Origin of the sequence: Cryobacterium fucosi, from assembly GCF_004403515.1 — a bacterium.
In the GTDB taxonomy this organism is placed as follows: domain Bacteria; phylum Actinomycetota; class Actinomycetes; order Actinomycetales; family Microbacteriaceae; genus Cryobacterium; species Cryobacterium fucosi.
The window spans coordinates 56,032-77,139 of sequence record NZ_SOHH01000053.1 but is presented as its reverse complement, the minus strand read 5'-3'; the positions used below and the strand labels follow the sequence as shown (position 1 = coordinate 77,139).

Here is a 21,108-nt window from a genome sequence, read left to right as displayed (position 1 = left end):
GGTCAGCGTCCCGGGCGCTTGCGCGTCACCAGCACCGGGCAGACCGCGAGCCGGGCGCACTGGTCGCTGACCGAGCCGAGCAGGAGGCCGGCCAGGTTGCCGCGGCCACGGGAGCCCACCACGAGCATGCGCGCCTCCCGCGAGGCCTCGATCAGACTCCGCGCCGCCCCGGAGTGCACAGCCCGGTAGTCGACGCTCACGTCGGGGAATGCGTGCATCGACGCTGCGGTGTCCTCGATCAGCGCGGCCCGAACCGCCTCCGAGTATTCGGCGAACGACGAGACGTAGCCGAACTCCCAGTTCGCGGGCCTGGGGGCGGTGTCGATCGACCACGCGCGCACGATCACGACCGGGGCGTGCAGCTGATCGGCGAGCCCGAGCGCGGTGGTGAGCGCGTAATCCGCATCGGTCGAACCGTCGTGCCCGACCACGATGCTGCCCGCCGGCGCTGGGGACGGTGGGGCTTCCGGGATGCCTGCTGGGATGATGCCTTCGGTGCTCACGGCTGACTGACTCTCCGAACTGGATGACGAGTGTGGCAGAACGATCAGAACACTCTCCAGATTAGTGAACTCCAGTTCATGTGTCCAGTGTTCGGGGTGGGATCGGCACCAGCACGGTGAGCAATTCGTCAAGTTCGTGGCCGTCGGTCACCGGATGCCGGAACGGCCTCCCGGTGGCGATCTGATAGCTGTTCCGGCGCCCGACCCTGGTTCTCGTGATGTAGCCGTCCGCCACGAGGTCGGCGACGATCTTCTGGGCGCCGCGCTCGGTGACGCCCACCCGGGAAGCCACCTCGCGCATCCGGCATTGCGGATCCCGCGCGATCGTGACGAGAACGTGCGCGTGGTTGGTCAGGAATGTCCACCGGGCGTCGCTCCCGGGTGTGGGCCGGGGTTCCCGGTCGGGGTGCGAAGCGTTCATGTACGGGAGACTAGTCCACCGGTCTCGCGCCGGGTTGGCCGATTATGGCCGGCCGGGCGCGTCGACGATGAGGTTGGTGATCCGTGCGGTGCAGAGTCTGCGGCCCTGGTCATCGCTGATCACGATCTCATGGGATGCGATGGTGCGGCCCAGCCGGATGGCCGTGGCCACCCCGGTCACGATGCCCTCCCGCGCCGCGAGGTGGTGAGTGGCGTTGATGTCGAGGCCCACGGCGGAACGGCCGGGGCCGGCGTGGATGACCGCGGCCCACGAGCCGAGTGCCTCGGCGAAGGCGACGGATGCCCCGCCGTGCAGCAGCCCGAACGACTGCCGGTTGCCCTCCACCGGCATCGTCGCCACGACGCGTTCGGCGGACTGCTCGAGAATCGTCACGCCCATCTTCAGGTCGAGTTCGCCGAGGGTGATTTTCCAGCTGTCGTTCACGATTCTCATTCCGTTGCGGTGGTCGGGCCTGGACGGTGGTCGAGCCCGCACGGCGGTCGGGCCTGTCGAGACCGGTGGTCGAGCCTGCACGGTGGTCGAGCGCGCACGGTGGTCGAGCCCGCACGGTGGTCGAGCCTGTCGAGACCGGGACAGGGGTCTCGATAGGCTCGACCACCGGAAGCCCTACCACCGAGAAACTACTTCTGCGCCGACACGCGCAGGCCGTCGAGCGCGACGGCGAGCACATCGTCGGCGAGCTGGGCCGCGTCCTCCGGGCCCTCAGGGCGATACCATTCGGCGATCGAGTTGACCATGCCGAACAGCAGCCGGGTGACGACGCGGGGGTCGATGTCGCCGCGGAGCGAACCCTCGTCGCGCGCCTGGGTGACGAGGGCCGTGACGGCCCGGTCGAAGGTGCGCCGCCTGGACAGGGCCGAGCGTTCGACATCCGTGTTTCCGCGCACCCGCAGGAGCAGGGTCACATACGGCAGCCGGTCGGTGAGCACCTGCACGGCCCCGCGCAGCACTCGGGCGAGCCGGTCGATCGCCGGCCCGGCCCGGGCATTCTCGTCGGTCAGCACGCCCTCCAGGCCGTCCAGGGCCTCGGCAAGGGCGAGTTCAAGCAGCTCCTCCTTCGACGAGAAATGATGGTAGATCGCCGATTTCGACAGGGCGAGGCGCGTCGCGAGCACGCCCATCGAGGTGGCGTCGTAGCCGAACTCGATGAACGCGGCCACCGCCACCTCGAGGATGGCGCGCTGATCGTAGCCGGGGCGGCCCCGCCGGGTCAGAGCTTGTTCAGACATCACGGAGCAGTCTCTCATGGGCGTTACCGTCGAATTCGACGGAGATTTTCGTGTTTTGGCGCCCGGAAGTCCTGTTTTGGGACGATTCGGCCAAAATCTCCGTCGAATTCGACGGGTGGGCGCCCGTCACCGGAGGTCGTAGACACGCTTGTGCTTGCCCGTGCTGCGCTCGAGCGTGCCCGGTTCGACGATCAGCACGCTCACGCTCGACCCGATCAGGTCCTTGACCCGGTGGATCAGCAGTGCGCTGGCGATGTCGGAGGCCCGGTCGCTCGCGTGCTCGTGCCGTTCGATCTTCACCGTCAGCTCGTCCATCCGGTTCGGCCGGGTCAACTCGATCACGAAGTGCGGCGACAGATTCGGGATTCCGAGCACGATCTCCTCGATCTGGGTCGGGAACAGGTTGACCCCGCGGAGGATGATCATGTCGTCGTTGCGGCCGGTGATCTTCTCCATCCGGCGCATTCCGGGACGGGCCGAGCCGGGCAGCAGCCGGGTGAGGTCTCGGGTGCGGTACCGGATGACCGGGAACGCCTCCTTGGTCAGGGAGGTGAAGACGAGCTCACCCGGGGTTCCGTCGGGGAGCACGAGCCCGGTGTCGCCGTCGATGACCTCGGGCAGGAAGTTGTCTTCCCAGAGGTGCGGGCCGTCCTTCGTCTCGATGCACTCGTTGCCCACGCCGGGGCCCATGACCTCGCTGAGCCCGTAGATGTCCAGGGCGTCGAAGTCGAGGCGGTCCTCGAGCTCGAGCCGCATCTGGTTTGTCCAGGGCTCCGCACCGAGGATCCCGGCCTTGAGGCTCGACCTGCGGGGGTCCATGCCGGCCGCGACCATGGCATCCGTGATCGTGAGCAGGTAGCTGGGGGTGGACATGATGACGTCGGGCTCGAAGTCCTGGATCATCTTGACCTGCTTGTTGGTCTGGCCGCCCGACATCGGGATGACCGTGGCCCCGAGCGCCTCGATGCCGGCGTGCGCGCCGAGCCCGCCGGTGAAGAGGCCGTAGCCGTAGGCGTTGTGCACCCGCATGCCCGGCCGCACGCCGGAGGCGCGGAGGCTGCGGGCGACGAGCCCCGCCCACATCGCGAGGTCGTTCTTCGTGTAGCCGACGACCGTGGGCAGACCGGTGGTACCGGAGGAGGTGTGGATGCGCGCGACCTGGTCCATCGGCACGGCGAACATGCCGAACGGGTAGGAGACCCGCAGATCGTCCTTGGTGGTGAACGGCAGCAGGTTCACGTCGTCGAGGGTGCGGATGTCGTCGGGATGCACGCCCGCCGCATCGAACTTGCGGGTGTACAGCGGCACGTTCGCGTAGGCCAGGCGCACCGTCTTCTGCAGGCGCCGCAACTGCAGGGCCTGCAGCTCGTCCCGCGACATGCGCTCCTCCGGGTCGAGCTCGTCCCGGGCCGGAGCGTGCAGGCGGGTCTTGCTCATCGTCGACGAGGGGGCTGCAGCATCCGTCATGTGGTTCTCCTCATTGAGTTCCGCGTGGCCCGGCGAACGGTTGCCGGGCTAGTAGGGAAACCATATACTAACTGAACGATCGGTTGGTAAAAGTTCGCGAAACCAGGAGTCAATGATGACAATCCCGCCAGTTCCCTACGACATTGCCCCGACGAGCGCGTCGGCCGTGTCGCCGGAAGAGCAGCAGTTCAACGACCTGATCGCCGCCGATTCCCGGATCGAACCGCGGGACTGGATGCCGGAGGCGTATCGCAAGACGCTCGTGCGCCAGATCTCCCAGCACGCGCACTCCGAGATCATCGGGATGCAGCCGGAGGGCAACTGGATCACCCGGGCGCCGAGCCTCAAGCGCAAGGCCATCCTGATGGCGAAGGTGCAGGACGAGGCAGGACACGGCCTCTACCTCTACTCCGCGGCGCAGACCCTCGGCATCACCCGCGACGAGATGACGGATGCCCTCATCGCCGGCAAGGCCCGCTACTCCTCGATCTTCAACTACCCGAGCCCGACCTGGGCCGACATGGGCTCGATCGGCTGGCTCGTCGACGGCGCCGCCATCTGCAACCAGGTGCCGCTCTGCCGGGCCTCCTACGGACCCTATGGCCGCGCGATGGTGCGCATCTGCAAGGAGGAGTCGTTCCACCAGCGCCAGGGCTTCGAGATCCTGCTCGAGCTGATGAACGGCACGGATGAGCAGCGGGCGATGGCGCAGGACTCGGTGAACCGCTGGTATTGGCCGGCCCTGCAGATGTTCGGCCCGCCCGACGACGACTCGCCCAACTCGGCGCAGTCGATGAAGTGGAACATCAAACGGTTCTCCAACGACGAACTGCGCCAGCGTTTCGTCGGGATGCTGGTGCCGCAGGCCGAGGTTCTCGGCGTGACCCTGCCGGATCCGGATCTGCGCTGGAACGAAGAGAAGGGTGTGTACGACATGGGCGAGATCGACTGGACCGAATTCCACGAGGTCCTCCAGGGCAGGGGCCCGGCGAACGCCAGGCGCCTCCAGCGCCGCCGAGACGCCCATGAGAACGGCCGCTGGGTGCGTGAGGCGGCCGCCGCGTACGCCCGAAAGCAGGCAGACGCTTCGACCGGGACCGCGCTGACCCAGACGGCGGTCGCCTGATGAGCGCGCCCGGTGCATCCGAGAAAGAGGTCTGGCCTCTCTGGGAGGTCTTCGTGCGCTCCAGCCGAGGGATCAGCCACACCCACGTCGGTTCGCTGCACGCCCCCGACGCCACCCTCGCCGTGCGCAACGCCCGCGACCTCTACACCCGCCGCAACGAGGGCGTCTCGATCTGGGTCGTCCCCGCCGAGGCGATCACCACCAGCGACCCGGATGCGAAGGGCGCCTTCTTCGAATCGCCCGCCGGCAAGAACTACCGCCACGCGAGCTACTACGTGAAGAGCGAAGGGGTGAAACACCTGTGAGCACCCCCAGCCGCACGGATGCCGTCACGGACGTCGTCACGGACGTCGTCACGGATGCCGCCGGGGGCGTCGTCACGGATGCCGCCACCCACGCCCCGGACCGGGGCCACGACCACGGCGAGAACGAAGGCCACGGCCACGTCGAGGTCGACGGCGTCGAACTCTCCGCCGAGCTGGTCGAGGGCCCGTCGGTCGCCTCGCACGACGTCGCCGAATACGCGCTCTGGCTGGGCGACGATTCCCTCGTGCTCGCCCAGCAGCTGGGCTGGTGGATCTCCCGCGCCCCCGAACTGGAGGAGGACATCGCCCTGGGCAACATCGCTCTCGACCTGATCGGCCACGCCCGCTCGCTGCTGCACTACTCCGGCGCGGAATCGGACCGCACCGAAGACGACCTCGCCTACTGGCGCACCGAACCGGAATTCCGGTCGGCGCACCTCTTCGAGCAGCCGAACGGGGACTTCGCGCACACCATCGCCCGGCAGTTCATTGCCGCGAACTACCTGTTCGAGCTCTACAGCCGGCTGGCCGGCTCGGCCGACGCGACCCTCGCTGCGATCGCCGCCAAGGCGGTCAAGGAGGTCGACTACCACCGCGACCACGCCGCCCAATGGGTGCTGCGCCTGGCCCTCGGTACCGAGGAATCCCGGGCCCGAATGATCTGCGGTCTGGGCGACCTGTGGCCGTTCCTCGACGAGCTCTTCGTCGACGAGCCGCTGATCGACCGGCTGGAGGGCGTGGCCGTGCGGCCGTCAACCCTGCGCGGCCCGGCCTGGGACGCGATGGCCCCCGTGCTGCGTGAGGCCGGGCTGGACGAACCGCGCGGCTTCATCTCCTCCGGCGGCGGCCGCCGAGGGGACCACTCCGAGAACCTCGGCCCGCTGCTCGCCGAGATGCAGGTGCTGGCGAGGTCCCACCCCGGGGCGTCCTGGTGACCGGGGCGAAGGTGGCGCCCGGCGCATCCGTCGCCCGGCCGCGCCCGGCCGACCTGGCCTCGCAGCGGGCCTGGGACCTGGCCGCGCGGGTGTGCGACCCGGAGATCCCGGTGCTCACGATCGAAGACCTCGGTGTGCTGCGCTCGGTCACGGTCGACGGCACGCGAACGACCGTGACGCTGACCCCGACGTACAGCGGATGCCCCGCAATGGAAGCCATGCGCGACGACGTGCTCACCGTGCTGCGCGGCGCCGGCTACGACGACGTCACCGTCGAGCTCGTGCTCGCCCCCGCCTGGACCACCGACTGGATGAGCGAGGAGGGAAAGGCGAAGCTGGTCACCTACGGCATCGCCGCCCCCACCGGCCGCTCCGGTGTTCGCCCGGCCGGCGCCGTGCGCCTGCAACTGGCGGTCAAGTGCCCGCGCTGCTCCTCTCTGAACACGCGGGAACTCGCCCGCTTCGGCTCGACGTCGTGCAAGGCGCTCTATGAGTGCCGGGACTGCCTCGAACCGTTCGACTACTTCAAGGTGTTGTGACCATGGCCGCACGAAATCTCGGCAGTCCCGATTCGGGCCAGGCCGTCCTCGCCCCGGCTCGTGGGGACGCACCCCGCGAGGATGCGCCGGGCGCCCCGGCCGGCAAACGCCGCGGCCGGTTCCACACCCTCACCGTCGCGGAGGTGCGACCGCTCACCCAGGACAGCGTCGAGGTCACCTTCGCCGTGCCGCCCGAGCTGCACGGGGAGTACGACTACGACCCCGGCCAGCACCTCGCCCTGCGTGCCACCATCGACGGGCGGGAGCTGCGGCGCAGCTACTCCATCTGCCGCCCGCGCACGGTCGGCTCGGTGAGCGTCGCGATCAAGCGTGACCTCGGCGGCGCCTTCTCGAGCTGGGCGAACACCGAGTTGCAGGCCGGCGACCGGCTCGACGTGATGAGCCCGCAGGGCACCTTCACGACGGCCCTCGACACCCTTGACGACACCCACATCGTCGGCATCGCGGCCGGAAGCGGCATCACCCCGCTGATGTCGCTCGCGCACACCGTGCTCGAACGCTCCGCCAGCTCCCGGTTCACCCTCGTCTACACGAACCGCACCGCGCTCGACGTGATGTTCCTCGACGAACTCGCGGACCTCAAGGACAGGTACCCGGCCCGGCTGGCCCTGCACCACGTCTTGTCCCGGCAGACCCGCTCCTCGACCCTGCTCTCGGGACGGATCGATGAGGAGAAGCTGCGGCTCATGCTCGCCAGCATCATCCGGCCGGCCGCGGTCGACGAGTGGTTCCTCTGCGGCCCGTTCGAGCTCGTGCAGCTGTGCCGCGACACGCTGGAGAGCGTCGGCGTCGCGCCGGAGCACATCCGTTTCGAACTGTTCACGACCGGGGAGCCGACCCACGCCGGCGGTGACACCGGTCGCCCGGTGATCGTCGGCGCCGGCGACAAGACCTTCGAGATCGAGTTCACCCTGGACGGGGAGAGCGCCACGGTGACGACGCCCGTCAACGCGAAGGAGAGCATCCTGAACGCCGCCCTCCGGGTGAGGCCGGACGTGCCGTTCGCCTGTGCCGGGGGAGTGTGCGGCACCTGCCGCGCCAAACTGGTCAGCGGCGACGTGACGATGACCGAGAACTACGCGCTCGAGCCGGACGAGATCGCCCGCGGCTACGTGCTCACCTGCCAGTCGCATCCGACGACCGACAGAGTCGTCGTCGACTACGACGTCTAGCCGTCAAGCGTGGAAAGGCCACCAGCCGTGATCGAACTGACCATCCGCGACGACGTCGCGCACGTCGTCCTGAACGCCCCCGACAAGCTCAACGCGCTGGACGAGGCCGCGCTCGCCGAACTCGACGCCGCCTACCGGGCGGCGGAGGCTGCGGGGGTGCGCGCCCTCGTGCTGCGCGGCGAGGGCAGGGCGTTCTGCGCCGGGCGTGACATCGCCGGCGTCGACCCGCGCGATGACGATGTGATGGGTTTCCTGGGGGGACTCGTCACGCCGTTGTTGCAGCGCATGAGCGCCTTCCCGGCCCCCACCTTCGCCGCCGCGCACGGGGCCTGCCTGGGCGTGGGCCTCGGCCTGCTGATCGCCACGGATGTCGTCTACGTCGCCGACACGGCGAAGATCGGCTCCCCGTTCGCGAACCTGGGCGCCACCCTCGACTCCGGCGGCCACGCCCTGTTTGTGGAGCGGCTCGGCGCGCACCGCACCCTCGATCTGATCTACTCGGGCCGGCTCATGTCGGGCGCCGAGGCCGTCGCCGCCGGCCTGTTCAGCCAGGTCTTCCCGGCGGATGCGGTGCGGGCGGCGACCGAGGATGCCGCGGCGCGTGCCGCGACCGGCGCCACCCAGGCGTTCCTCGCCAGCAAGGAGCTGGTGCGGGCCCTCCGCGACGACCGGCTGGGGCTGTGGGAAAGCGTCGCCGCGGAGAATCGGGCCCAGGCGGCGCTCTGCGCCACGGCGGACTATCGGGAGGGCTTCGCCGCGTTCCAGGAGAAGCGAAAGCCGGTGTTCACCGGCCGCGACTGACCGCTGCCCATCCCCGAGGTCACCCGTCGGGCGGTCGAGCGTCGGGTGGTCGAGCGTCTCGGCTCGCGGCAGAGTCCCATGCTCCTCGCGGCGCAGGTCGGGGAAGCGGGCGGACGTTATATCGTGCGCCAGCTTCTCCAACCTGAGCCACGAGCCTCGACCGGCGCGGCGCCGACCGGTGCTGACCCGCGCCGATCGTCGCCGACCGGTGCCGACCGGTGGTCGAGCCTGTCGAGACCGCACCCTACCCAGGCTCTGCGCCACTTCTGTGCCGGCTTCCACTCGGAGGGTCTCCGTCAGCGCGGTCCCCTGGGGCCCGCCGCCGAGACGTTGCCGGCTGTAAGCATCCGCGGGGCGGCCGCCGCACGCTTCCCGTCGCGCCCGTCAACCTCATGCTCACAGGGGGTCTCCTTGCCGCTGGCGTCGCTCAGGTCATCCCAGGAAATGAGGCACTCGCAATCGTTTTCGTCGCCATCGCGCTCATTGGCCTGGGCGGTCGCGAACCAGCTATCGGTTGCGCGAAGGTAACGCGCCCCTCACTTCGGCCCGATTTGTGGCCTTCGGCGCTCATGGGCTGATTCTGTGATCGCCAGGCGGCGCATCGACCTGATTCCCTAGGACTTCAGAGCGGCCGGACCGTCTCGTTACCCTAGGGTTACGAGGCGTCTCGTCGTCGCGACGCCAGCGCGACCTTGTTCCGCTTGAATTCGCCGGTCGTTGATTCTCGCAACCATGTCTCGCAAGTTGTTGCCGGGATGGCCGCACTCATCGTTAGTTGCGAGACGCCGAGAATTAGATGGCCGACGTTGTTTGAACACGCGTCAGGACAGTGTGGTGCCCTGGTCTCAGAGGCCTCCCTACGGTCGGTTGGCCAGGATCGTGGCTACCTCACTTTCAATTCGCGAGCGCGAGGTCGCCGCAGCCGGACGCGCGACCGATTGCGGATCGGGAGCTGCTGAGGAATGCAGGGCCGCACCACGCGCACCATAGGCTGACCTCATGACCGACAGCGCACTCATCGGCCCCGTCACCGCACCTGATCTGCACGTCATGAGCTTCAACATCCGTCGGCGCATGCCGCACCTCAACCCGCGCAGCCCCGACCGGTGGGTGCACCGCCAGCCGCTGCTGAAACGACTGCTCGAGGCGGAACAGCCCGCGCTGTTCGGCGTGCAAGAAGCGCTGTTCGACCAGGCGAACTTCGTGCGTCACACGCTCGGCGAGCGTTACCGCTCGATCGGATATGGCCGAGAAGCCAACAAGGGCGGGGAAGGCTGCCCGATCTTCTATGATTCCCGTCGACTGCGCGTGCTCGAGTGGAAGCAGACGGCCCTCTCCGACACACCGGAGGTGCCCGGCTCCACCTCGTGGGGCAACCGCACTCCGCGCGTCGTCGTTGACGCAACCTTTCGCGACATCGCCACCGGCATCGAGTTCCAGGCCGTGAACACTCACTTCGACCATCGCTCCCGCACCTCGCGGCTGCGATCCGCCGACGTGCTTCGACGAATCGTGTCTGCATCGCCACTGCCCACCGTCATGACCGGCGATTTCAACACGGATGCGGAGACCGACCCCTATGACCAACTCACCGGCCGGGGCCTGCTGCTGGATACCTGGGACACAGCAGAAGAACGCCTCACCGAAATCTGGGGAACGTTCCTGAACTACCGTCCGCCGCGGCACGATCACAAACGCATCGACTGGATCCTCGTCACGCCCGGCGTCACCGTGCTGAAGGCCGCCATCAACGTGAAGCGCTATGAGGGCGGCTGGCCGTCGGACCACGCCGCGATGCAGGCCGTCGTGAATCTCGCCGGCACCACCGCACCTCCCCTGAGGCAACGGCCTCACTTGGTCGCTATTCAGTCGCCCCCCGTTACCTTGTAAGTAGCCCTTGAAGCTCGCTTCTGAAGGGTGTTGGCCTGTTAGGCCCGGCATGGTTGCTGCCCCCAGTCGTTAATGATTCGGGGGGCACCGGGCCTGACTGGCATTGGGTGATCGGTAATAGGGGCTCGACTGGAACTCGTTTCTGGGTCGAACGTAATGTGGATGCCGAAACTTGATGCCGTGGTCAGGCCAACCGATCCGCATGGCTGACGGGAAACTCATGATTGAGAATTACGACAGCGTTGAGTTGTTCCTTTTGGTGGGTAATGCAGTGGTTGTGAATTGAGCCCGGTCAGGCCGATTGCCGGCCAGCGGATGCGGCGGCGATGTCCTGCTGGAGCAGCCATCCGTTGATCGCGATGGCACTGGCGCTTCCGGCGCCGGCCGCGGTGATGACCTGGGCGCTGGGCGTGACGACGTTGCCCGCGGCCCAGACGCCGAAAACGCTGGTCTGTCCGGTCGCGTCGACGGCGATGAGTCCGGTGCGCGGGTCGGCCTCGCAGCCCAGGGACCGCAGGAGACCGTCGGTGGGGCGGGGGACGGGAGCGATGAACACGGCCTCATACTCGACGGAGCGTCCGTCGGAAAGGCTGACCGCGACGGGGCCGTCAACCTCTCCGCTGAGCCGGGATACTGTGCCGTCGATGATTCGGATGCCGAAGGCGCCGAGGTAACGCCGCTCGGTCGCGGTCAGCTCGATGCCATTGGTGAGGAAGCTCACTCGATCGCTGTAGCGGCGCAGAAGCCCGGCCTGCTTGAGTGAAATCTCACGCGCGAACCCGCCGATCACGCCGATCGAACGGTCCCTAACCTCGTAGCCATGGCAGTACGGGCAATGGTGAACCAGCGCGCCCCATCGTTCGCTCAGTCCGGGGATGCCCGGGAGCTCGTCTTTCAGTCCGGTCGCCACCAGCAGGGTCCTTGCGATGTCGACCGTGCCGTCGGTCAGGGTGACATCGAATCCGCCGTCGTCGCGACGCTCGATTCCTCTCACCGTCGCGGGCTGGATCGTGGCGCCGGCGGCAGTCGCCTCGCACCGACCGACGGCCAGGAACTCCGTCGGCACCATGCCGTCGCGGGAGAGGAAACCGTGCATGTGTGCCGCCGGTGCGTTGCGCGGCTCGCCGGCATCGAGCAGCAGGACGCTCGCGCGGGACCTCGCCAGCACCAGTCCGGCGCTCAGGCCTGCGGCTCCCGCGCCGATAATTATCACATCGTGGTGTGTCTTCTGGGTCATTGTCACCACCTCCGCAAGTAGAGTCCCACCGCCGGGGCGCCGAGTGGAAGTTTTGTTGCCGATACAGGGAGGAGCTGATTCGATGGGCGCATGAGCACTGCGCAACGCATCGACACGGCGCTCGGCCAGATCGCGCCCCGCCTGCGCCGAATCCGCCAGAAGAAGGACCTGACCCTGGCGGAGCTCTCGAAGGCCACCGGGATCTCCACGAGCACGCTGTCCCGCCTCGAATCGGGGCAGCGGAAGCCCAGCCTCGAACTCCTGCTGCCGATCGTGGCCGCACTCGGGGTGTCCTTCGACGAGATCGTCACCCCGCCGAGGATCGAAGACCCCCGCGTGCTCCAGAACTCCACCCGAACCGACGGGCGCACCGCTCACCCCGCTGTCGCTGCACCAGGGCGAGCCGCAGGCGTTCAAGATGTCCATCCCCGCGACGGATCGCGAACCCGAGCCGCGAACGCACTCCGGCTACGAGTGGATCTACGTGCTCTCCGGCCGGCTGCGACTGATCCTCGGAGAGCACGACATCATCATGGGAACCGGCGAGGCCGCGGAATTCGACACTCGGAACCCGCACTGGTTCGGGGCGACCGGCGCGGGGCCCGTCGAGATCCTGAGCATGTTCGGCAAGCAGGGAGAGCGCATCCACGTTCGCGCACGATCCACGGCGGGCTGACCGCACCCTCAATTGGCGATGCTCATCCTTGAGGCGCCGGGGCTCCCGGCGTGTTGCTCCCGACTGCGCCCAGCGCTGCACCCTATGCTGCCCTTATCTGCGGCTCGCACGCGAGTCGTGGCATCCGTTCGGATTCTCCGTCACAAATCGGGTTTGTGGCCGATGACCCGGACGATGAGTTGCTGTGGGGCTGCCTCGGGTGGCCGCCCCACAGCGACACTCGCCCCGGGTGCGCCCGCACCGGCGCGGCCCGCAATCAGGCGGAGGCGAGCATCCCGGCGGCGCCCAGCGCGAGGGCCAGGCCCAGCCACTGCACGGGGGCGATGCGTTCCCCCAGCACCACTGCCGCCAGCAGGATCGTGCCGGCCGGGTACATCGCCGTGAGCACGCTCATCACGCTGAGGTCCCCTGCCCGAATGCCGAGGAGGAGCAGGAAGTTCGCGATGACATCGACCACGCCGCAGGCCGCCGCCAGTCGAAGCCCCACGAGCAGGGTCGGGCGTCGTGCAAGCCTCGAGGGGGAGTCTGGAGCGGCTGCCTGCCGCGAAACGCGCGCGGCGGCGGCGGCCGGCATCCGTCGCCGCCCGACGAGGGCCAGCACGCCGACCAGGACGAACATGATCGTGCCGTTCACCGCCCGGTTCAACACCAGCGGCACCAGCCCGCTGTCGTCCGGGGTCAGGTCGATCATGACCATGAACGCGCCGATCATGGCGCCGGAGCCCAGCGCCATCAGCACCCCGATGGTGCTCGGACGCACCGCGCCCTTCTCCGGAACGAAGCCGACCAGCACCACCGCGACCAGGGCCAGGCCCAGGGCCCAATAGCCGATCGGGGCCAGCCGGTCGCCTCCGGCCAGCCCCGCCACCATCGGCACGACCGCCGAGACCACCGCGGTGAGCGGGGACAGGATGCTCATCGGCCCGATCGCGAGACAGGCATACAGGAGCGAAATGGCGATGGCGCCGCTGACCCCGGACAGCGCGCCCCAGAACACGGCCTCGGGTGACCAGGAGCCGCCGACGAAGGGCAGCGCGAGCAGCAGCGCCGCCAGGCCGGATGCCGCGGCGACCGCCGTCACGAGCATGGAACTCATCCGCTTCGCGGCGAGACCGCCGAGGAAGTCGGCGCTGCCGAAGGTGAGTGCCCCGATGAGGCCGAGTCCCGCGGTGAGCATGAGAAGCCCAGCCTATCGAGCGGTGGCGGAGCCGGGGCGGCGGCCTGCCTGCCCGCCACGGTCCTGCTCCGCCCCGGCCGCCGGGTAGGGTGGGAGCGACCTGGCCGAGGGGGGCGACAGTGACCACACGGTGGGCCCGCTTCGCCCGTGGCTGGATTACCGCCGGGTTCTCGACCTTCGTCGCCGCGCTGTCGCACACCCTCGGCGGCGGGTCCGGCCCCGGCCTCCTTCCCGTCGCACTGTCCCTCGCCTTCGCCGGCATCGTCTGCATCGGGCTGGCCGGCCGCACCCTCTCGCTCGGGCGGGTGAGCCTGTCCGTGCTCGCCAGCCAGCTGATCTTCCACGGCCTGTTCTCGCTCGGCGGGTCAGGCGGCTCAATCGGAACCGCTGCCACCGGAGCCCCGCACGACCATCAGATGGTCGCCGGCCTGCTCGGAGGCGCGCTCCTCGGCCCGGCCGGGGCAGGCCGGTCCGACTCAGCCGCCACGCCGGGAGCCATGTCCGGCGGCCCCGCCGGCGGCATGGGCATGTGGCTGGCCCACCTCGTCGCCGCCGCCGTGACGATCCTGGCGCTCCGCGTCGGTGAACGCGCATTCTGGGGTCTCCTCGAGAACGCGCGCCTGGTCATCCGTGCGCTGTTCGCGCACCACTGCCTCGCGCCGTCGCCGCGGTCGCCGCGACGCACGGTGACAACCGCTCGGGTCCTCACTCCTCGCGACCCGGCTGTACTCCTCTCGAGCATGCGGCGTCGCGGCCCGCCGCCGGTCTCCCTGCCCGCCTGACGCCGCCCGCCTGCCGGCTCCGCGCGTCGGACACCATTTCAGACCAGACCGATTGCGCCACCGCGCCCACCCCTGCAGGCCTCTTCCTGCGTTCCCGCTGGTGCGCCCCACAGCAAGGACACCCCATGCAGTTCCAGAGAACGACGTTCCAGAAAACCGCCCTCGCCGCCTCGGCCCTCGCCGCCGGCAGCTTCCTGGCCCTCGCCGCCCCGCTCGCGGCCAGCGCCCACATCGACATCAACCCGTCGTCCACCGCGGCGGGCTCCTACGCGGTGCTCAGCTTCGCGCTGCCGCACGGCTGCGACGGCTCGCCCACCACGAATATCAGCATCACCATCCCGGAGAGCGTCGTCAGCGTCACCCCCACGGTCAATCCCGACTGGACAGTGGCCAAGACCGCGGTCGACCTGGCCGAGCCGATCAGCGACGAGGAAGGGAACACGATCAGCACCCGGATCGGCGCGGTCGTCTACACGGCCATCACCCCGATGGAAGACGGGCTGCGCACCACCTTCGACCTCAGCGTGCCGCTCCCGGCCGACGCGGCCGGGAAGACCCTCGAGTTCCCGCTGCTGCAGACCTGCGCCGGCGGGTCCACGACCTGGGACCAGCACACCGTGGAGGGCGAGGCAGAGCCCGAGCACCCCGCGCCGTCCATCACGGTGACCGCTGCCGTCGCCGAGGGCGAGCACGGCCACGCGGCCGGTGCCACGGATGCCGAGGAGTCGTCGGGCGGCGCTGCCGGGGATGATGTGCTCGCCCGGGTGCTCGGGGTGGGCGGGCTCGTGGTCGGCGCGATCGGCATCGTGCTGGCCGTGACCGGACGACGCAGCACGCGGTCGGTCTAGGCTCGTTCCATGCGAGACAACAGAGTGACGACCGGCGCCGCGACCCGGCGCTGGTCGGTCAGGGCGCTCGGCGCCGCCACCGTCGTCGCGGCGCTGGTCGGGTGGTCGGCCGCGCCGGCCTTCGCGCACAACTCCGTGGTCGGCTCGTCGCCGGCCGAGGGCGCGGTCGTGACCGAGCAGCCCGGCACGTTCACGGTCACGACCAACGACCAGCTGCTCAACCTGCACGGTGAGGGCTCCGGGAACGCCATGGCGATCCGCGGCCCCGCCGGCGCGGTCACGCCGCTCTACTACGGCGACGGCTGCGTCACGCCGTTCGGGCCGAGCATCGAGACCACGGCCCAGCTCGGCCAGCCGGGGGAGTACACCGTGATCTGGCAGGTCGTCTCCACCGACGGGCACGCCGTGTCGGATGAGTTCACCTTCACCTGGCAGCCTGCCGCCGGCCAGGAACTGGCCGAGGGGTCGCCGACGCTGCCCACCTGCGGCGGCGCGTCGACGACCGGGCCGGATGCCGCGGCATCCGCCCCGGCCGGCGACGGCCCCGGCCTCGCCGACCTGGCCTGGATCGGCGGTGCCCTCGGCGCCGTGGTCCTGGCCATCGGTGGCACCCTGCTCGCGGTCAATCGGCGCGGCCGGACGCCGAGCGCCGAGCCCCCTCGGCTCAGTCGCCGTTGATTGAGCATCGGTGGTCGAGCTTGTCGAGACCCGCCACCGGGATCTCGACAAGCTCGATCACCGTGGCTCGTCGCCGGTGACCCAGTCTGTCGAGAGGTGGCCGTCGGAGGTCGCAGGTAGAGTTGCCGGGTGAGTTGGAACGCCGAAATACCGTGGGATCCTGACGAGTTCGAACCACCCGACGATTTCGACGCCCCGCCCCCGCCGGAGGGCCACGCCGACGCGGCGTTCGCGGGGGAATCCGCCGCGCCCGGTCAGGCCGCCGGGGGGCGGCTCCCGGTAGCCGCCCCCCGACGCGCCAGCGCGAAGTTCGCCACGGCCGCGGAGGCCCTCAGCACGGTCTTCGGCTACGACTCGTTCCGCGGAGAACAAGCGCAGATCATCGACCAGGTCATCGGCGGCGGCGACGCGGTCGTGCTGATGCCCACCGGCGGCGGCAAGAGCCTCTGCTACCAGATCCCCTCGCTCGTGCGCGAGGGCACCGGCATCGTCATCTCGCCGCTGATCGCCCTGATGCAGGACCAGGTCGACGCTTTGACCGCGGTCGGCGTGCGCGCCGCGTTCCTCAACTCGAGCCAGGACTCCGCCGCGCGCGGCCAGGTCGAACGCGACTACCTGGCCGGAGACCTCGACCTGCTCTACGTCGCCCCGGAGCGGCTCTCCTCCGAGGCCACCAAGCGCTTCCTCGACCGGGGCACCATCGCGCTCTTCGCCATCGACGAGGCGCACTGTGTGTCGCAGTGGGGGCACGACTTCCGGCCCGACTACCTGGCCCTGTCCGAACTGGCCGACCGCTGGCCCGACGTGCCGCGGATCGCGCTCACGGCCACGGCGACGGATGCCACGCACAAGGAACTCACCACCCGCCTGCAGCTGGGCCAGGCCCGCCACTTCGTCGCGAGCTTCGACCGGCCGAACATCCAGTACCGCATCGTCGGCAAGGCCGAACCGCGCAAGCAGTTGCTCGCCTTCATCCGCGCCGAGCACCAGGGTGACGCCGGGATCGTCTACGCCCTCAGCCGCAAGACCGTGGAGCAGACCGCCGAGTTCCTGCGCCAGAACGGGGTCAACGCCCTCCCGTACCACGCGGGCCTCGACCAGGGCCTCCGCGCCCGCACCCAGGCCCGGTTCCTCCGCGAAGACGGCGTCGTCATCGTCGCCACTATCGCGTTCGGTATGGGCATCGACAAACCCGATGTGCGCTTCGTCGCCCACATCGACCTGCCCAAATCTGTCGAAGGCTACTACCAGGAGACCGGCCGTGCCGGCCGCGACGGCTTGCCGTCGACCGGCTGGCTCACCTACGGCCTGCAGGACGTGGTGCAGCAGCGCCGCATGATCGACACTTCGACAGGCTCAGTGCAGGCGAGTGCCTTGGAAAACCTCGCGCACCGGCGCAAACTCTCCGCGCACCTCGACGCCATGCTCGCGCTCTGCGAAACCGTGAGCTGCCGCCGGGTGAACCTGTTGCGCTATTTCGGCCAGCCGAGCGAACCCTGCGGCAACTGCGACACCTGCCTCGAGCCGCCCGTCGGCTGGGACGGCACCGTGGCGGCGCAGAAGTTGCTCTCCACCGTGGTGCGCCTGCTGCGCGAGCGCAACCAGCGCTTCGGCGCCGGCCAGCTGATCGACATCCTTCGTGGCAAGGTGACCCCGCGCACCACCCAGCACAGCCACGACCAGCTGGCGACCTGGGGCATCGGCGCCGACCTCAGCGACCAGCAATGGCGCGGAGTCGTGCGCCAGCTCCTGGCCCAGGGGTTCCTCGCCACCTCCGGCGAGTACGGCACGCTCGTGCTCACGGATGCCGCCGCCGAGGTGCTCGCCGGGCGTCGCACCGTCGAACTGCGCACCGAACCCGAACGGGCCGCCCGCCCGGCGGCCGGGGCGAGGAAGAGCGCGGCGAAGGCAGCCGCGGCCGACCTCAGCCCCGAGCAGGAGACCCTGTTCGAGGCGCTCCGCACCTGGCGCTCCGTGCAGTCCAAGGAGCAGGGGGTGCCCGCATACATCATCTTCGGCGACGCGACCCTGCTCGCCATCGCCGCGACCTGGCCGACGAGCCTGGCCGACCTCGACGCCATCTCCGGGGTCGGCGCCAAGAAGCTCGATTCCTATGGCGCGGCGATCCTCGAGGTCGTCGCGGCCGGCGCGTAACGGCCGGGGAAAAACCATGGACTGGACCGCTTTCTACGACGCGCAGGCCGGCCGGGCGGTGCGATCGGTGCTGCTGGACACCCTCAGGCTGCGCGGAGATGCCGCGCCCGGCATCGCGCTCGACCTCGGCAGTGGTGCCGGAGTGGAGACCCGCCATCTGCTGTCCCTCGGCTGGCAGGTGCATGCCTACGATGCGGACCCGGTGGCGAGAACGCGACTGATGGACGACCTCGCCCCCGACGACCTCGCCCGTCTCGACTTCACCCAGGCTCGCTTCGAAGAAATCGCCGACCTGCCGGACGCCGATCTCGTCTACTCCGGGTTCGCGCTGCCGTTCTGCGCGCCCGCAGCGTTCCCCCGACTGTGGTCCGGCATCCGTTCGGCCGTGAAACCGGGCGGATTCTTCGCCGGAGAGTTGTTCGGCCCCCACGATTCCTGGGGATCGCGCACGGACATGAACTTCCACGGCCTCGAACAGGTCACCGGGTTGCTCTCCGGGCTGAGCGTCCTTCAGCTCGTCGAGGACGACCGAGAGGGCCAATCGGCCTTCGGCCCGCGGCATTGGCACGTCTTCCACGTCCTCGCCCGCAACCCTGCGTGACCCGTCCTCCGCGAACTTCGGCGCCCCGTCGCTCGGTCGAGTTCGACGGAGATTTTGTGGATTAGGCGGTGATTTCGAGCCAAAAGCCACATTCTCGAGAAAATCTCCGTCGAATCTGACAGGACGACCGGGCCGGGCGGTCACGCCCGCTCGGGCCTGTTTGTGGACATGCGCGACCCCAACCGTGATACGGCTGTGGATTCCTACAAGACGTATGCCGGAGCCGGCACGCTTTGTTGTAGCCCCGTCACGCACTATTTCCTCGCGTCCGGTCATCGACCTAGCGTGTAAGAAAATTCCGCGCGAAGACGAAGGACCAATGATGGTTGACACTGCCCAGCGCTCCACCGCCCTCAACGAGACCGGGACCCCGGTTTCTTCGGCCGCCGACACCGGCCCGGTCACGGTGGCCGGTCACCCTGGCGCCCCGACCGTGAACATCGCCGCCCTGAACCGCCAGCTGCTCGGCACCTGGGCCGATGTGCGGGTGCTCGCCCGCGAGCTCACCGCCCGCCCCGACCTGCACCGGATCGAGGGCCAGTCGATGACCGAGCACCGCGACCGTGTGCTCGCCCAGCTGAAGATCCTCGCCGACAACGGCCACGTGCACCGCGCCTTCCCGAAGGACCTGGGCGGCTCCGACGACCACGGCGGCAACATCGCCGGCTTCGAGGAACTCGTCACCGCCGACCCCAGCCTCCAGATCAAGGCCGGCGTGCAGTGGGGCCTGTTCGGCGCGGCGGTGCTGCACCTCGGCACCAAGAAGCACCACGACGCCTATCTCCCCGGCATCATGACGCTCGACACCCCCGGCGTCTTCGCGATGACCGAGACCGGCCACGGGTCGGATGTCGCCAGCATCGGCACGACCGCGACCTACGACCCCGAGACCCGGGAATTCGTCATCCAGACCCCGTTCCGCGCGGCGTGGAAGGACTACCTCGGCAACGCCGCCAGGGACGGCGTCGCCGCCGTGCTGTTCGCGCAGCTGATCACTCAGGGCGTGAACCACGGCGTGCACGCGTTCTGGCTGCCGCTCCGCGACGAGACAGGGGCGTTCCTGCCCGGAATCGGCGGCGAGGACGACGGTCTCAAGGGCGGACTGAACGGCATCGACAACGGTCGGCTGCACTTCGACCAGGTGCGCATCCCCCGGGAGAACCTGCTCAACCGCTACGGCGACGTCGCCGTGGACGGAAAATACAGCAGCGCGATAGCGAGCCCCGGGCGCCGCTTCTTCACCATGCTCGGCACCCTCGTGCAGGGCCGCGTCTCGCTCGACGGCGCCGCCACCCAGGCCTCGGCGATGGCCCTGACCATCGCGATCACCTACGGCAGCCAGCGGCGCCAGTTCACCGCCGGCAGCGACACCGACGAAGAGGTCATCCTCGACTACCAGCGCCACCAGCGCCGCCTGCTGCCCCGTCTGGCCACGACCTATGCTCAGACCTTCGCGCACGACCAGTTCCTGGTCAAATTCGACCAGGTCTTCAGCGGCAAGGCCGACACCGACGACGACCGACAGGACCTGGAAACCCTGGCCGCCGCGCTCAAGCCGTTGTCGACCTGGCACGCGCTCGACACCCTGCAGGAGGCCCGCGAGGCCTGCGGGGGCGCCGGCTTCCTCGCCGAGAACCGTCTCGTCGGGCTGCGGGCCGACCTCGACGTCTACGCCACCTTCGAGGGCGACAACAACGTGCTGCTGCAGCTCGTCGCCAAGCGTCTGCTCACCGACTACAGCCGCAAGTTCGCGCACGCCGGCACCGGTGTGCTCGCCCGCTACGTCGTGGCCCAGGCCGCGGACCGCGCCTACCACGGCACCGGGCTCCGCACCCTCGCCCAGACCGTCGCCGACTTCGGCTCCACCGCCCGCTCCGTCGGGGCCCTCCGGGAGCCCAACGTGCAGCGGGAGCTGCTCACCGACCGGGTCGAGACCATGATCGGCGAGATCGCCGGCAAGCTGCGCCCGGCCGCGAAGCTCCCGGCCACGGCCGCCGCCCTGTTCAACTCCTACCAGGATGCCTTGATCGAGGCCGCCCGTTCGCACGGCGAGCTGCTGCAGTGGGAGGCCTTCACCCAGGCCGTCGAGACCACCGATGACGAGGGCACCCGGCAGGTGCTCACCTGGCTGCGCGACCTCTTCGGGCTCGGACTGATCGAGAAGCACCTGGCCTGGTACCTGATCAACGGCAGGCTGTCGGCGCAGCGCGCCCAGTCGGTGACGGCCTACATCGACCGCATCATCGCCCGGCTGCGTCCACACGCGGTCGACCTGGTCGACGCCTTCGGCTACAGCCAGGACCACCTCCGGTCCAGCATCGCCAGCGGCGCCGAGAAAGACCGCCAGGACGAGGCCCGCGACTACTACCGCACCCTGCGGGCGTCCGGGCAGGCCCCCGCCCCCGAGAAGGCCCCCAAAAAGAAGTAGCGCGTCGTACCCAGGTACCAGGCCGGGCGGGCGAGGAGGGTCCGCTCGGCCGATGCGCGCCGCATCCGTCGCCCGTACCGTCGTTGTGTGGCCGTTG

Annotated in this window: 21 protein-coding genes and 1 pseudogene; 15 read left to right on the top strand and 7 right to left on the bottom strand. The window is 69.3% G+C overall.

The genetic code is table 11. From position 1 onward, the window contains the following. Positions 1 to 2 precede the first annotated feature (2 nt). From E3T48_RS05940 to paaK, 5 genes are all read right to left on the bottom strand, one after another. Positions 3 to 503, bottom strand: a complete 501-nt coding sequence (locus E3T48_RS05940) for a universal stress protein (protein ID WP_241986677.1) — start codon at positions 501 to 503, stop codon at positions 3 to 5. Between the two features lie 76 nt (positions 504 to 579). Continuing rightward, entirely contained in the window at positions 580 to 924 is a 345-nt protein-coding gene (locus tag E3T48_RS05935) for a helix-turn-helix transcriptional regulator (RefSeq protein ID WP_134522901.1), read from the bottom strand. A gap of 42 nt (positions 925 to 966) precedes the next feature. After that, entirely contained in the window at positions 967 to 1,377 is a 411-nt protein-coding gene (locus tag E3T48_RS05930; RefSeq protein WP_134522900.1) for a PaaI family thioesterase, read from the bottom strand. Positions 1,378 to 1,565: 188 nt separating this feature from the next. Beyond that, positions 1,566 to 2,174, bottom strand: coding sequence for a TetR/AcrR family transcriptional regulator (locus E3T48_RS05925; RefSeq protein ID WP_134522899.1), 609 nt, complete (start codon positions 2,172 to 2,174; stop codon positions 1,566 to 1,568). Between the two features lie 126 nt (positions 2,175 to 2,300). Continuing rightward, entirely contained in the window at positions 2,301 to 3,641 is a 1,341-nt protein-coding gene (paaK, locus tag E3T48_RS05920) for a phenylacetate--CoA ligase PaaK (protein ID WP_420898352.1), read from the bottom strand. Positions 3,642 to 3,756: 115 nt separating this feature from the next. On the opposite strand from paaK, the gene paaA reads away from it, so the two are divergent. From paaA to E3T48_RS05885, 7 genes are all read left to right on the top strand, one after another. Beyond that, positions 3,757 to 4,767, top strand: coding sequence for a 1,2-phenylacetyl-CoA epoxidase subunit PaaA (gene paaA / locus E3T48_RS05915; RefSeq protein ID WP_134522898.1), 1,011 nt, complete (start codon positions 3,757 to 3,759; stop codon positions 4,765 to 4,767). Beyond that, entirely contained in the window at positions 4,767 to 5,072 is a 306-nt protein-coding gene (gene paaB / locus E3T48_RS05910; RefSeq protein ID WP_134522897.1) for a 1,2-phenylacetyl-CoA epoxidase subunit PaaB, read from the top strand. The genes paaA and paaB overlap by 1 nt, the downstream gene beginning before the upstream one ends. Then, positions 5,069 to 6,007: a 1,2-phenylacetyl-CoA epoxidase subunit PaaC gene (gene paaC, locus E3T48_RS05905; protein WP_134522896.1), complete on the top strand. Its 939-nt coding sequence runs from the start codon at positions 5,069 to 5,071 to the stop codon at positions 6,005 to 6,007. Before paaB ends, paaC begins: the two co-directional genes overlap by 4 nt. 11 nt (positions 6,008 to 6,018) lie before the next feature. Continuing rightward, on the top strand, positions 6,019 to 6,546 hold the full coding sequence (gene paaD, locus E3T48_RS05900; RefSeq protein WP_134509436.1) for a 1,2-phenylacetyl-CoA epoxidase subunit PaaD: 528 nt from the start codon (positions 6,019 to 6,021) through the stop codon (positions 6,544 to 6,546). A 2-nt stretch (positions 6,547 to 6,548) separates the two neighbouring features. Beyond that, positions 6,549 to 7,739 (top strand): 1,2-phenylacetyl-CoA epoxidase subunit PaaE, encoded by a 1,191-nt coding sequence (gene paaE, locus E3T48_RS05895; protein WP_134522895.1) that lies wholly within the window; start codon positions 6,549 to 6,551, stop codon positions 7,737 to 7,739. A gap of 27 nt (positions 7,740 to 7,766) precedes the next feature. After that, the gene (locus tag E3T48_RS05890) at positions 7,767 to 8,540 is read left to right on the top strand and encodes an enoyl-CoA hydratase/isomerase family protein (protein ID WP_134522913.1); all 774 of its coding nucleotides are present in this window, start codon (positions 7,767 to 7,769) and stop codon (positions 8,538 to 8,540) included. Between the two features lie 999 nt (positions 8,541 to 9,539). Then, a complete protein-coding gene (locus E3T48_RS05885; RefSeq protein ID WP_134522894.1) occupies positions 9,540 to 10,430 on the top strand; it encodes an endonuclease/exonuclease/phosphatase family protein in 891 nt (296 codons plus the stop codon). Between the two features lie 292 nt (positions 10,431 to 10,722). Here the strand turns inward: E3T48_RS05885 and E3T48_RS05880 are convergent, their stop codons facing one another. Beyond that, positions 10,723 to 11,667 carry an NAD(P)/FAD-dependent oxidoreductase gene (locus tag E3T48_RS05880; RefSeq protein WP_134522893.1) on the bottom strand — a complete coding sequence of 315 codons (945 nt, stop codon included), beginning with the start codon at positions 11,665 to 11,667 and terminating at the stop codon, positions 10,723 to 10,725. A 90-nt stretch (positions 11,668 to 11,757) separates the two neighbouring features. Here E3T48_RS05880 and E3T48_RS17190 point away from each other — a divergent pair. Further along, positions 11,758 to 11,919: pseudogene (locus E3T48_RS17190) on the top strand (helix-turn-helix domain-containing protein); the annotation flags it as partial. 166 nt (positions 11,920 to 12,085) lie between these two features. Next, on the top strand, positions 12,086 to 12,343 hold the full coding sequence (locus E3T48_RS17185; protein WP_241986676.1) for a cupin domain-containing protein: 258 nt from the start codon (positions 12,086 to 12,088) through the stop codon (positions 12,341 to 12,343). A gap of 256 nt (positions 12,344 to 12,599) precedes the next feature. Here the strand turns inward: E3T48_RS17185 and E3T48_RS05870 are convergent, their stop codons facing one another. Then, positions 12,600 to 13,520: an EamA family transporter gene (locus E3T48_RS05870; protein ID WP_134522892.1), complete on the bottom strand. Its 921-nt coding sequence runs from the start codon at positions 13,518 to 13,520 to the stop codon at positions 12,600 to 12,602. 119 nt (positions 13,521 to 13,639) lie between these two features. Between E3T48_RS05870 and E3T48_RS05865 the strand changes: the two genes are divergently transcribed. From E3T48_RS05865 to E3T48_RS05840, 6 genes are all read left to right on the top strand, one after another. Then, positions 13,640 to 14,302 carry a hypothetical protein gene (locus tag E3T48_RS05865; protein ID WP_134522891.1) on the top strand — a complete coding sequence of 221 codons (663 nt, stop codon included), beginning with the start codon at positions 13,640 to 13,642 and terminating at the stop codon, positions 14,300 to 14,302. Positions 14,303 to 14,427: 125 nt separating this feature from the next. Continuing rightward, a complete protein-coding gene (locus E3T48_RS05860) occupies positions 14,428 to 15,150 on the top strand; it encodes a YcnI family copper-binding membrane protein (protein ID WP_134522890.1) in 723 nt (240 codons plus the stop codon). 9 nt (positions 15,151 to 15,159) lie between these two features. After that, positions 15,160 to 15,828, top strand: coding sequence for a copper resistance CopC family protein (locus E3T48_RS05855; protein WP_134522889.1), 669 nt, complete (start codon positions 15,160 to 15,162; stop codon positions 15,826 to 15,828). 129 nt (positions 15,829 to 15,957) lie between these two features. Then, positions 15,958 to 17,982, top strand: a complete 2,025-nt coding sequence (recQ, locus tag E3T48_RS05850; protein WP_134522888.1) for a DNA helicase RecQ — start codon at positions 15,958 to 15,960, stop codon at positions 17,980 to 17,982. A gap of 16 nt (positions 17,983 to 17,998) precedes the next feature. After that, positions 17,999 to 18,583 carry a class I SAM-dependent methyltransferase gene (locus E3T48_RS05845; protein WP_134522887.1) on the top strand — a complete coding sequence of 195 codons (585 nt, stop codon included), beginning with the start codon at positions 17,999 to 18,001 and terminating at the stop codon, positions 18,581 to 18,583. 322 nt (positions 18,584 to 18,905) lie between these two features. Next, the gene (locus tag E3T48_RS05840) at positions 18,906 to 21,011 is read left to right on the top strand and encodes an acyl-CoA dehydrogenase family protein (protein WP_134522912.1); all 2,106 of its coding nucleotides are present in this window, start codon (positions 18,906 to 18,908) and stop codon (positions 21,009 to 21,011) included. Positions 21,012 to 21,108 lie beyond the last annotated feature (97 nt).